Annotated in this window: 11 protein-coding genes; 10 read left to right on the top strand and 1 reads right to left on the bottom strand. The window is 67.2% G+C overall.

Going from position 1 to position 12489, the window contains the following annotated elements; translation table 11 throughout:
* Positions 1-69: 69 nt before the first annotated feature.
* The 8 genes from AB4Z42_RS14420 to AB4Z42_RS14385 all read left to right on the top strand — a co-directional run bounded on the left by AB4Z42_RS14420 (position 70) and on the right by AB4Z42_RS14385 (position 6050).
* Positions 70-1242, top strand: a complete 1173-nt coding sequence (locus AB4Z42_RS14420) for a metallophosphoesterase (protein WP_442009866.1) — start codon at positions 70-72, stop codon at positions 1240-1242.
* 71 nt (positions 1243-1313) lie between these two features.
* Positions 1314-2270: an oxygenase MpaB family protein gene (locus AB4Z42_RS14415; protein ID WP_442009865.1), complete on the top strand. Its 957-nt coding sequence runs from the start codon at positions 1314-1316 to the stop codon at positions 2268-2270.
* A gap of 14 nt (positions 2271-2284) precedes the next feature.
* A complete protein-coding gene (locus AB4Z42_RS14410) occupies positions 2285-2866 on the top strand; it encodes a TetR/AcrR family transcriptional regulator (protein ID WP_442009864.1) in 582 nt (193 codons plus the stop codon).
* Positions 2867-2939: 73 nt separating this feature from the next.
* Positions 2940-3695: an SDR family oxidoreductase gene (locus tag AB4Z42_RS14405; RefSeq protein ID WP_442009863.1), complete on the top strand. Its 756-nt coding sequence runs from the start codon at positions 2940-2942 to the stop codon at positions 3693-3695.
* Between the two features lie 20 nt (positions 3696-3715).
* The gene (locus tag AB4Z42_RS14400) at positions 3716-4381 is read left to right on the top strand and encodes a nitroreductase (protein WP_442009862.1); all 666 of its coding nucleotides are present in this window, start codon (positions 3716-3718) and stop codon (positions 4379-4381) included.
* Between the two features lie 59 nt (positions 4382-4440).
* On the top strand, positions 4441-4701 hold the full coding sequence (locus AB4Z42_RS14395) for a carboxymuconolactone decarboxylase family protein (protein WP_442009861.1): 261 nt from the start codon (positions 4441-4443) through the stop codon (positions 4699-4701).
* A 123-nt stretch (positions 4702-4824) separates the two neighbouring features.
* On the top strand, positions 4825-5424 hold the full coding sequence (locus AB4Z42_RS14390; RefSeq protein WP_442009860.1) for a sigma-70 family RNA polymerase sigma factor: 600 nt from the start codon (positions 4825-4827) through the stop codon (positions 5422-5424).
* A gap of 14 nt (positions 5425-5438) precedes the next feature.
* Positions 5439-6050, top strand: a complete 612-nt coding sequence (locus AB4Z42_RS14385; RefSeq protein ID WP_442009859.1) for a cysteine hydrolase family protein — start codon at positions 5439-5441, stop codon at positions 6048-6050.
* Here the strand turns inward: AB4Z42_RS14385 and AB4Z42_RS14380 are convergent, their stop codons facing one another.
* Positions 6051-7526: a protein adenylyltransferase SelO gene (locus AB4Z42_RS14380; protein WP_442009858.1), complete on the bottom strand. Its 1476-nt coding sequence runs from the start codon at positions 7524-7526 to the stop codon at positions 6051-6053.
* Between the two features lie 131 nt (positions 7527-7657).
* On the opposite strand from AB4Z42_RS14380, the gene AB4Z42_RS14375 reads away from it, so the two are divergent.
* Both AB4Z42_RS14375 and hrpA read left to right on the top strand, forming a co-directional pair.
* Positions 7658-8551, top strand: coding sequence for a mycobacterial-type methylenetetrahydrofolate reductase (locus AB4Z42_RS14375; protein WP_442009857.1), 894 nt, complete (start codon positions 7658-7660; stop codon positions 8549-8551).
* Between the two features lie 15 nt (positions 8552-8566).
* The gene (hrpA, locus tag AB4Z42_RS14370; protein ID WP_442009856.1) at positions 8567-12475 is read left to right on the top strand and encodes an ATP-dependent RNA helicase HrpA; all 3909 of its coding nucleotides are present in this window, start codon (positions 8567-8569) and stop codon (positions 12473-12475) included.
* Positions 12476-12489 lie beyond the last annotated feature (14 nt).

Raw genomic sequence — 12489 nt, 5'->3', positions numbered from 1 at the left:
GAAGGGATCCGAGGGCCCTTCCATTCTTGCTTTCCGGGCCGCGTCTGCGCCGTGCATAAGCTGGCGTGAGTGTTCATCGTCCTGCTGGCCGTGGCCCTGACGCTGATGAACGCCTACGTGTGGAAACGTCTGGTCAAGGACACCACCCGCCGGGGCATTGTGCGATGGATCCTCACGGCCGTGCTCGTCGCGCTCACGCTGTTGCTGGTCGCGGCCCTCGTGGTGCCCCGCTTCGTCGGTGTGTCCAAGGCGGGCTGGTACGCGTGGCCGGGCTATCTGTGGTTCGGCCTCATCGCCTATCTGTTCCTGACGCTGCTCGTCCTCGAACCGCTGCGGCTCGTGCTGCGCGGTTGGGTCAGGCGTCAGCCGGCAGCAGAACCTGTCGAGAACGAGCCGCTACCCGCGACGGCGTTGAATCGCCGACTGTTCATCGCGCGGGCGAGTGCGGTGGCAGCCGGGGCCGCGTCGGTCGGCTTCGTCGGCGTCGGCGCCGCCACCGCGCTCGGACCGCCCGACCTTCTTCAGGTTCCAGTGCGGCTGCGTCGGCTGGACCAGGCCTTTCGCGGGTTCCGCATCGCCGTGGTGTCCGATATCCATCTGGGTCCGCTGGCGGGCCGGGCGCATACCGAGCGCATCGTCGGGGTCATCAACGCGGCGGAGCCGGACCTGGTGGCGATCGTGGGCGACCTGGTGGACGGGACGGTCGAGGAACTCGGCGCCGCGGCCGAACCGCTGCAAGATCTGTCCGCACCCGAGGGAGCGTTCTTCGTCACCGGAAACCACGAGTACTTCGTCGAGGACACCGCGTCCTGGCTGACCGAACTCGAGCGGCTCGGCGTGCAGCCGCTGCGCAACGAGAACATCGCGATCCGGCGCGGGGGCGCCGCGTTCGACCTCGTCGGCGTCAACGACATCGGCGGTGAGAGGAGCGGCGACCCGGCCGACTTCGACCGGGCCCTTGCCGGCGTCGATCCCTCACGTCCGTCGATCCTGCTCGCGCACCAGCCGGTGATGGTGTCCCAAGCCGCCGAACGGGGACTGGACCTGCAGCTGTCGGGGCACACCCACGGCGGGCAGATGTGGCCGTTCCACTACGTCGTCCGCATGGTGCAGCCGTCGCTGGCAGGTCTGTCGACCGTGGACGGCACCCAGTTGTATGTGACAAGGGGTGCGGGGTTCTGGGGTCCACCGGTGCGCATCGGCGCGCAGCCGGACGTCACGGTGCTGACGTTGGAGTCGTGAGCGCCCGTCGATCGTTGACATGTTGACACAAATAGATAGTCTTTGTGTCAAGCCACACATCGGAGGGCCACATGGTCGCAACTGCCGAGACTTCGCCCACGCACGACGCCGAATTCGTACGACCGAGGGTTCTGGCCGAATTCCGCAAGCACAGCGGCAGCACCTTCGGCGGGTTCTTCGGCGCGGCGGCCTTCGACGAGGTCGCCCTCGTTCCGGTGGCGGCGGCGGTGGACAAGACCGGCCGCTTCGCCGCCAACTTCGCCGACCGCGGTGTGCGCAGCGGGTTTTCGGCCTTCCTGGCCATCTGGGGCGACCCGGCGGATCGGGCTGCAGAGGCTGAACGCCTGAAGATGATGCACCGAGAGGTCCGCGGCAAGGGGACCGGTGATTTCGCCGACGTGCGATACAGCGCACTCGATCCGCGGCTGTGGAACTGGATCGCGGTCAGCGGAATGTTCTTGGTGCTCAACTCCTTCACGCCGTGTACGGGTATCGAGCTGTCCGACGCCGAACGCGAACTCGCGTATGCGCAACTCCTCGACGCCTTCCGAGGGCTCGAACTGCCGGGGAAGAACGCGAAGTTACCCGCGACCTATGCCGAGGCGGCGGACTACTACGAGACGATGGTGCGGGATGAACTGCAGGCGAACACGTTCCTGCAACGCGTCACCGTCGACCTGACTCGGCTGCCACTGCCGACGATCGTGCTGCCCGAGCCGTTGCGCCGGCTCTTGACGCCGCCGTGGATGGTGCTGCGACCGGTGGCGGGCCATGTCGTCAAGGTGTGCTCCTTCGGCATCCTGCACCCAGGTATCCGGGAGCTGACCGGGTTCCGGTGGGAGTCGCGCCATGACCGCGAGTTCGCACTGTACTGCCGGGTGCTGCAGCTGGCCTGGCGCGTTCTTCCCGACAAGCTGTTGCTGATCCCGTTGGCGCGCAATCGGATCGAATACGAGAAGCTGGTGCGTGTGCACCGATCGGTTGCGCTCGATTCGTTCGCTCCTCCGCCCGGCTGCCCCGCGGGCTGACCCAGGCTGCCCGGATGCGACGCACCAACGCCAGCCCCACCCAACAGGAGGCGGCGATTCTCAAGGCCGCCGCCGAGGAGGTGGCGCTCGTCGGCGTCGGCCGGTTGAGCATGGAGGTCATCGCCCGGCAGGCCGGGGTCAGCCGAAGCACGCTGTACCGCCGCTTTCCCAGCCGCGATGCGCTGGTCACCGAACTGGGCAGGCAGACCTTCGATTTCGCGATGGCGCGGCTGCAGACGGTCGCGATCGACAACGGCCCGCAGGAGGCCGCCGTAGCCGCATTCCGCGAAGGCGTGCGGCTGCTCACCGGTGAGCCGGTGATGCGTAGATTTCTGCAGTTGGACGGCGACTTCACCGCGACGACGGGAATGTTCGACGAGGCCAGGATATTTCTGGTCAGCGCTTCCACGGCGATGGCCAAGGCGCTGCGCTCGGCGGGCGCGACGATGTCGGACGGCGACCTCCTCGCGGTGGCGGAGTTGCACATCCGCCTGGCCGCCTCACTGGTGCAGGTCAGCTCCCCGGTGCTGGATGTCACCGACGACAGCGCGGTGGCCGCCTACGCCCGGACCCATCTGGCACCTCTCGTGCGCTGATCGCCCGGCTGTCACAAAACCGCCGCCTGTCCGGTCCTACCTCATGAAGGAACGACCAACAGGAAGGCGCATCATGAGAATCGTCGTCATCGGGGGCACCGGGATGGTGGGCAGCAAGCTCGTGCACACATTGGACGAACACGGCCACGACGTGGTGGCCGCCGCACCGTCAACCGGTGTGAACACGTTCACCGGCGAGGGACTGGGAGAAGTCCTCGCGGGCGCCTCGGTTGTCGTCGACGTGTCCAACTCGCCGACGCTCGACGATGCGGCGGTGGACTTCTTCCGCACCGCGACCACCAACCTGCTCGCCGCCGAGAAAGAGGCCGGGGTGAGCCATCACGTTGCGCTGTCCGTCGTGGGCACCGACCAGCTCGCGCTACAGAGCGGCTATTTCCAGGGAAAGCTGTTGCAGGAGCAGCTCATCAGCGGGGGCCCCGTCCCGTTCACCATCGTGCACGCGACGCAGTTCTTCGAGTTCATCAACACCCTCGCCGACTCCGCCACAGAAGGAGACACGGTGCGGATGCCACCGGCGCTCTTCCAGCCGATGGCCGGCGTCGACGTCGCAGAGGGTGTCGCCATCGCCGCGGTCAACGCACCGGTGAACGGCATCGTCGAAATCGGCGGCCCGGAGACGTTCTCACTCCCCGACGCCATCAGGATCGCGCTGACCGCACGCGGGGACACCCGCACGGTGGTCGCCGATCCCGCAGCTCGGTACTGGGGCATCGAGCTCGACGAGCGCACCCTGGTCCCCGGTAGCGGTGCGAACCTGTTCGACACCCGCTTCGAGGAGTGGATCCTCGAGGCGGCCGCGAAGACCTAACGGGAAGGAACGACGAGGCGATGGACGTCCACGAGGCGGTCGCGTCACGACGGGCGGTACGCGGATTCACCGACGAACCCGTGCCACGGGAGGTGATCGAGCGCGTACTGTCGGCCGCGGCGAATTCGCCGTCCGGATCGAACCTGCAGCCCTGGAACATCTACGTGGTGACGGGCGAGCCACTGGCGCAGCTCAAGAAGGTCGCCACCGAACGCGTCGCCGCGGGCGATCCCTGGGACGAGCGGGAGTACGTCATGTACCCGCGCGATCTGAAGTCGCCGTACGGCGAACGCCGAGCGGCGTTCGGCAGGGACCGCTACACCGCACTGGGCGTCGCGCGGGAGGACTGGGAGGCGCGCACCAGGGCCGCCATCGCGAACTGGGACTGCTTCGGCGCGCCCGTCGCCCTGTTCTGCTACATCGACCGCGACCTCGGCATGCCGCAGTGGTCCGACCTCGGCATGTATCTGCAGACCGTGATGTTGCTGCTGCGCGCCGAAGGGCTGCACAGCTGTCCGCAGATGGCGTGGTCGCAGGTCCGCAAGTCGGTCGATGCGGTGACGTCGCCGCCGCCGGAACTGATGCTGTTCTGCGGGATGTCGATCGGGTACGAAGATCCGGACGTCGGTTTCGTCCGCAACGCAAGAGCGCCGCTCGATGAGACGGTGACGTTCATCGACGGCTGACACCGGAGGTTTCATTGCATGACTGAGCGAATCGACTACAACGAGGTCGCTTCCGTGGCATGAAAGTGCTTGCAGGCGTGCACGTTTACGTCAGCCAATCGGGAACGAGCATCTTCGATGCGCGCGAGAAGGCCGCCCTCGCGTGGGCGGAGACGGTGACCCGGGTATCGACCACGGGTGTCCCCGACAGCGCGTACGAAGCCGCGTCGGAGCACTTCGACGACAAGGAACTCGTGGACCTGACGATCGCGATCGGCCTGATGAACGCCTACAACCGGATGGCGATCAGCTTCCGTTCGGTGCCCGCCGCAACGGGCTGAACCCCGGGCTGCGCGCGCACTACGGACTACGGATTCTCGACTACGGATTTGCAAGGGTTCGGTTCGGACGCCAAGCCGCAAGGCTCAAGACAAGAGCGAACGCCGAGTACCTGGAGGTCCATCGTGAACGTTGTCACCAGCCCACCCGAGTCCGACGCGGATCTCGCCGCCCGCTTCACGTGCGAGGTAGAGCCCCTGCACGATCTGCTGTCGCGCGGCGCCCGGCGACTGACCCGTTCGGACGCCGACGCCGAAGACCTGTTGCAGGACGCCTTGATGCACGCATACACGGGATTCCACACCTTCACCGACGGCACCAACGTCAAGGCGTGGCTCTTCCGGATCCTCCACAACCGGTGGGTGAGTGGTTACCGGGCGAAGCAGCGCCGACCGGCGGAGGTCTCGCTCGACGAGATCGCCGACTGGGATCCGTCCCTACGGCTGTCCGAAGCCCCACGCTCCGCCGAGGCGGAGTTCCTGGATGCGTTGCCGAACAACGAGATCACGTCGGCCATGGCGACGCTGCCCGAAGGATTCCGGACGGCGATGTACTACGCCGACGTCCTGGAATACACATACGCCGAGACCGCGGCGCTGATGGACGTGCCGATGGGAACCGTGATGTCCAGGGTGGCCCGCGGCAGGAAGCGACTGCGCTTCGCGCTGGCTCACCTGGCCGAGCGCAGCGGCGACGTCGCGGCGCTCGAACCGGACATCGCCTAGGGCAATATGGCGCCATGACGTTCGACAAAGACATCACCGGACTCGTGGTGATCGATCCGTACAACGACTTCATCTCCGAAGGCGGCAAGGTCTGGGATCGGCTGAAAGATGTTGCAGAGCGCAACAACTGCATCCCGCATATGGCGGAGGTCCTCGACGCCGCGCGAGACGCCGGTATCCGCGTCTTCTACGCACTGCACCACCGGTTGCGGCCGGGCGACTACGAGACGTGGAAGTACATCGCCCCGATCCAGCGGGCGGCCTGGCAACGCAGAACGTTCGAATTCGGAACGTGGGGCGGTGCGTTGCGGACCGAATTCGAGCCGCGTGACGGCGACATCGTCGCCCAAGAGCATTGGTGTTCAAGCGGTTTCGCCAACACCGACCTGGATCTGCTGCTGAAGAAGCACGGCATCCACAGACTCATCATGGTCGGCCTGATCACCCATACCTGCGTGGAGGCGACGGTGCGCCATGGCGCCGAACTCGGTTACGACGTCACGGTGGTCAGGGATGCGACCGCAAGCTACTCGGACGCCGAGATGCACGCCGCCCTGGACGTGAACATGCCCAATTACGCCGCGGTGGTGACAACCCGGGAGGTCGTCGAGGCGATCAGGGCCTAGTCACGTTCCGCAGAAGGTCCGGTACTTGCCGAAGTCCTCGGGTGCCGGATCGGCGTACCGCTCAAGGCCAGGCCGTTCGTCGTACGGGGCGGTCACGGCTTCCAGCAGCCCACCCAGCGGATCCAGATCGCCTGCGGTAGCCGCCTCCAGCGCTTCCTCGACGAGATGGTTGCGCGGGATGTACACCGGATTGATCCGGTCCATGACCTCGGCGTCCGGACTCAGCGCGCGCCAGCGGGTGAGCCACTCGTCGAACCCCGCGAGGTCGATGAACATCCCGCGAGCCGGTTCGGTATCGCCTCGGGCGGCCCGGCCGAGGTGACGGAAGAACGACGTGAAGTCGACGTGGCTGGCGGCGAGCAGACCCAGCCCGTCGTTCATCAACGCCGTCGCCGCCTCCTCGTCGACGTCCCCGGCCAGCCCGAACTTGGCGCGCATCCCCGTCGCCAGCATCGACTGGACCTGCGTGCCGATTCCGGTGAGGCTCTCCTGGGCGAGGGCCACCGCGCGGTCCAGGTCGTCGTCGATCAGCGGCACCAGCGTCTCGGCGAAGCGGGCGAGATTCCATCCGGCGATCGACGGCTGGTTCGCGTACGCGTAGCGCCCCCACGAGTCGATCGAGCTGAAGACCGTCTCGGGGTCGTAGGCCTCCATGAAGGCGCACGGCCCGTAGTCGATCGTCTCGCCGGAGATCGTCATGTTGTCCGTGTTCATCACGCCGTGCACAAACCCGACGAGCATCCACTGCGCGATCAGCGCCGCCTGCGCGGAGCCAACGGCGTCGAACAACGCGAGGTAGCGATTGTCGGCGTCGGCCACATCCGGGTAGTGGCGCGCGATGGCGTGATCGGCCAGCCTCCGCAGCAGGTCGACGTCACCGCTGGCCGCCACGTATTGGAAAGTGCCGACCCGCAGGTGGCTGCTTGCGACGCGGGTGAGCACGGCCCCCGGCTGCGGCGTCTCGCGTTGTACTGGGCGCCCCGTGGCGACGACGGCCAGCGACCGCGTGGTCGGGATCCCGAGCGCGTGCATGGCCTCGCTGATGATGTACTCGCGAAGCATCGGCCCGATCGCGGCGAATCCGTCACCGCCGCGAGAGAACGGGGTGGCGCCCGACCCCTTGAGATGGAGGTCGCGAAGTTCGCCGTCGGTGGCGGCAAGTTCACCCAGCAACAGTGCCCGGCCATCGCCGAGGCGCGGAACATAGCCACCGAACTGGTGCCCGGAGTAGGCCTGCGCGACCGGGACCGCGCCGTCGGGGACGAGGTTGCCGATGAGGAAGCGCACCCCGTCCTGGCCGCGCAGCCAGCCGGAGTCGATGCCGAGTCGATTGGCCAGGGGCTCGTTGAGAACGAGCAGGCGCGGTGCGGGGGCGGGTTCGGCCTGCCAGCGGACCGCCAGCTCGGGTAACTCGCGTGCAAAGCGGTCGTCCAGGGCGACCCCGGTATCGGAGCCCGTATCGGGTGCAACGCTCACGCCACCCAGCCTACGGAGGGGTACAGGTCGGGTCTGTAAGGTGAGGCTCCCGGCAAATGCGTCAGCGGTCATCGTCGACCCGTCCATGCCGAGGTAAGTTTTGCCTGATCAGGAGCAGTAGGAGCAATCCGGTGACTCTCAACACCATCGCGCTTGAGCTCGTGGCGCCGAATGTGGAAAGAGGCCGTGAGCAGGCGCTCGAGGAAGCGCAAAAAGTGCTGCGCTGCTCCGCAGAAGCCGGTCTCGAGGGCCGGATCCGGCACGTGATGATCCCCGGAATGATCGAAGAGGACGACGACCGGCCGATCGAGATGAAGCCGAAGATGGACGTCCTGGAGTTCTGGACGACCATCAAACCCGAGCTGTCCGGCGTGCACGGGCTGTGCACCCAGGTGACGGCGTTCATGGACAAGCAAACGCTGCGGCAACGGTTGATCGACCTCAGTTCCGCCGGCTTCGACGGCATCGCCTTCGTCGGTGTGCCGCGCACCATGAGCGACGGCGAAGGTTCCGGCGTCGCCCCGACGGACGCCCTGTCCATCTACGACGACCTGGTGCCCAACCGCGGCGTGATCCTGATCCCCACCCGGGAAGGCGAACACGGACGGTTCAACTTCAAGTGCGATCAAGGCGCGACCTACGGCATGACGCAGCTGTTGTACTCGGACGCGATCGTCGGCTTCCTCCGCAATTTCGCCAAGGAAACCGACCACCGGCCCGAGGTCCTGCTGTCGTTCGGGTTCGTGCCGAAGATGGAGTCCAAGGTCGGCCTCGTCCACTGGCTCATCCAGGATCCGGGCAACGCCGCCGTCGCCGCCGAACAGGATTTCGTCAAACAGCTGGCCGCCGCCGAGCCCGCTGAGAAGCGCCAACTGATGGTCGATCTGTACAAGCGGGTGATCGACGGTGTCGGCGAGCTCGGCTTCCCGTTGAGCATCCACCTCGAGGCGACGTACGGGGTCTCCACACCGGCGTTTCTGACCTTCGCCGAGATGCTCGCCTACTGGTCGCCCGACAAGCCCTGACCGATCTCGACCCGGATGCCCGAGCTGTCAGTCGCTGAGCTTCGCAAGCGCCTAGACGGTCTGACGATCCGCGACGCGGCACGCCTGGGCCGTCGCGTCAAGAACCTCCGCGGCGCATCGCCCGACAAGCTGCGGCACGTCGCCGAGCAGATCACCGCGGCCGAGGGGCTGATCGCCACGCGACTGGCGGCCGTGCCGGCGATCACGTACCCCGATCTTCCGGTCAGCGCACGACGCGACGAGATCGCCAAGGCGATCACCGACCACCAGGTCGTCATCGTCGCCGGCGAGACGGGCTCGGGTAAGACCACGCAGCTGCCGAAGATCTGCCTCGAACTCGGCCGCGGTATCCGCGGCACAATCGGACACACCCAGCCGCGCCGCCTCGCCGCACGCACGGTCGGCCAGCGCATCGCCGACGAGTTGGGCACGCCGCTCGGTGAGGCCGTCGGCTACACGGTGCGGTTCACTGATCAGGCGAGCGACCGAACTCTGGTGAAGCTGATGACCGACGGCATCCTGCTCGCCGAGATCCAGCGCGACCGCCGCCTGCTGCGCTACGACACCCTGATCCTCGACGAGGCGCACGAGCGCAGCCTCAACATCGACTTCCTCCTCGGCTACCTCCGCGAGCTGTTGCCACGGCGGCCCGACCTCAAGGTGATCGTCACCTCCGCCACGATCGAGCCGGAGCGCTTCGCGGCCCACTTCGGCGGGGCGCCGATCGTCGAGGTGTCGGGGCGGACGTATCCGGTGGAGATCCGGTACCGGCCGCTGGAGGTCTCCGTACGTGCGCCGACCGCCGAATCGAACTCAGCTGACCCCGACGATCCCGATCACGAAGTGGTCCGCACGGAAGTGCGCGATCCGACCGACGCCATCGTCGACGCGGTGCAGGAACTGGAGGCCGAACCACCTGGCGACGTCCTGGTGTTCCTGTCCGGTGAGCGCGAGATCCGCGACACCGCAGAGGCCTTACGCCATCTGCCCAACACCGAGGTTCTACCGCTCTACGCCCGCCTGCCCACCGCCGAACAGCAGCGCGTCTTTCAGGCCAGCCGGAGTGGGAGGCGAATTGTGTTGGCCACCAACGTCGCCGAGACTTCGCTGACGGTGCCCGGAATACGCTACGTCGTCGACCCCGGCACCGCCCGCATCTCGCGCTACAGCCGCAGGACGAAGGTGCAGCGGTTGCCGATCGAGCCGATCTCGCAGGCGTCGGCAGCGCAACGGGCCGGCCGGTCGGGCCGCACTGCGCCCGGCGTCTGTATCCGCCTCTACGCCGAGGACGACTTCGAATCACGGCCGCGGTACACGGATCCGGAGATCCTGCGCACCAACCTGGCCGCGGTCATCCTGCAGATGGCGGCATTGAACCTCGGCGACATCGAGACGTTCGGATTTCTCGACCCACCCGAGCGGCGCAGCATTCGCGACGGCGTCGTGCTGCTGCAGGAACTCGGCGCATTCGACGCGCAGGGCGCCATCACCGATATCGGCCGACGGCTCGCGCAACTGCCCGTCGACCCACGACTGGGCCGGATGATTCTGCAGGCCGACGAAGAGGGTTGCGTACGGGAAATCCTGCTGCTCGCCGCCGTGCTGTCGATTCCCGATCCGCGGGAACGGCCGACGGACCGTGAGGAGGCCGCGCGCCAGAAACATGCCCGGTTCGCCGACGAGCACTCGGACTTCGTGTCCTACCTGAACCTGTGGCGCTACCTCGGGGAGCAACGAAAGGAACGCTCTGGCAGCGCTTTTCGACGGATGTGCCGCGAAGAGTTCCTGCACTACCTGCGCATCCGCGAGTGGCAGGACCTCACGGGTCAGCTGCGCAGCATCGCCCGCGACCTCGGCATCCGTGAGTCTGACGATCCCGAACCCGCCGACCCCGCGCGCGTGCATGCGGCACTGCTGGCCGGTCTGCTGTCTCACATCGGCCTGCGTGAGGGGGAATCCCGCGACTTTCAAGGTGCACGCAACGTCAAGTTCGTGCTCGCGCCCGGCTCGGTGCTCACCAAGCGGCCGCCGCGGTGGATCGTCGTCGCCGATCTCGTCGAGACGAGTCGGCTCTACGGTCGCATCGCGGCGCGCATCCAGCCGGAAGCCATCGAAAGGGTCGCAGGCGATCTGGTCGGACGCACCTACAGTGAGCCGCACTGGGATGCGCAGCGCGGCGCGGTGATGGCATACGAACGCGTCACACTCTTCGGCCTGCCGCTGGTGCCGCGCCGCCGGGTCGGCTACGCGACGGTGGAACCGGCGATCGCGCGCGAACTGTTCATCCGGCATGCGCTGGTCGAAGGTGACTGGCAGACCCGTCACCACTTCTTCCGCGACAACGCTGGGCTGCGTGAGGAACTCTCCGAACTCGAGGAGAAGGCCCGGCGCCGAGATCTTCTGGTCGGCGACGACGAGGTCTACGCCTTCTACGACGCCCGTGTTCCCGCAGAAGCGGTGTCGGCCAGGCACTTCGACGCGTGGTGGAAGAAGCAGCGGCACAAGACACCCGAGCTGCTCACGATGACGCGCGACGATCTGTTGCGCAAGGACGATCCGTCGGCCGATCAGCCGAACACCTGGCAGGCCGAGGAACTGTCACTGCCGCTGACCTACCGGTTCGAACCCGGTGCCGACGACGACGGCGTGACCGTACATGTACCCGTCGAGGTGCTGGCCCGCCTGGGCGGCGACGAATTCAGCTGGCAGGTACCGGCTCTGCGCGAGGAGCTCATCACCGTATTGATCAAATCGCTACCAAAGGACCTGCGCCGCAACTTCGTTCCCGCACCGGATACGGCGCGGGCCGTGCTGGCAGGCATCGCGCCCGACGGCCAACCGATACTGCAGGCCCTCCAGCGTGAACTGCACCGCCTCACCCGCATCCTGGTGCCGATCGACGCCTTCGACCTCGACAAGCTGCCACCGCACCTGCGGGTCACGTTCGCGGTGGAGTCCGACGGTAAGGAGGTGGCCCGCGGGAAGGATCTGGAGGTGCTGCAGTCGCAGCTCGCCGCGCCGATCCGCCGTGCTGTCGCCAACGCGGTGGCAGGTCAACTGGAACGAACGGGCCTGCGCGACTGGCCCGATGACCTCGACGAGTTGCCGCGCACCGTCGAACGGACCAGCGGTGGGCACGCGGTGCGGGGCTACCCGGCGCTGGTCGATGCCGGCTCCACCGTGGATGTGCGGGTGTTCCCAACCGAGGCTGAACAGGCGGCCGCCATGGCGCCGGGGATCCGCAGGCTGCTGCGCCTGGCGGTCCCCTCGACGATGAAGAGTCTTGAGCGACAACTGGATCCGCGCACCCGCCTGATGCTGGGCGCCAATCCGGACGGATCTCTGCAGGCGTTGCTCGACGACTGCGCGGACGCGGCGACCGACAGGCTCGCATCGGCACCGGCGTGGACCCGCACCGAATTCGCCGCATTGCGCGATCGGGTCGCCCAACAAGTCGTGCCGACGACGCAGGCGATCCTCGGCCAGGTCGAGAAGGTGCTCGCAGCGGCCCATGAGGTGGAGCTGGCGCTGCCCGCCAAACCTGCACCCGCGCAGGCCGACGCGATCGCCGACATCCGCGACCAGATCGGCCGCCTCCTGCCGCAGGGCTTCGTCACCGCTACCGGGGCCGGCCGGCTGACGGATCTGACCCGGTACCTGACCGCCATCAGCCGCCGGCTGGACCGTCTGCCGCACTCCGTCGGCGCGGACCGGGAGAGGATGCAGCGTGTGCACGACGTCGAGCACGCACTCGACGACCTCGTCGGCGCATTGTCACCTGCCCGCGCGGCCGCCGAGGACATCCGTGACATCGAGCGCCAGATCGAGGAACTGCGAGTCAGTCTGTGGGCACAGCAACTCGGCACTGCACGCCCCGTCAGCGAGCAGCGGATCTACCGCGCGATCGACGCCGTCCAACCGTGAGAGCCCGCGATCGG

Origin of the sequence: Mycobacterium sp. 2YAF39 (assembly GCF_052114565.1) — a bacterium.
Classification (GTDB): Bacteria; Actinomycetota; Actinomycetes; order Mycobacteriales; family Mycobacteriaceae; genus Mycobacterium.
Note: the sequence above shows the minus strand (reverse complement) of the source record. Positions and strands in the feature narration are given on the sequence as shown.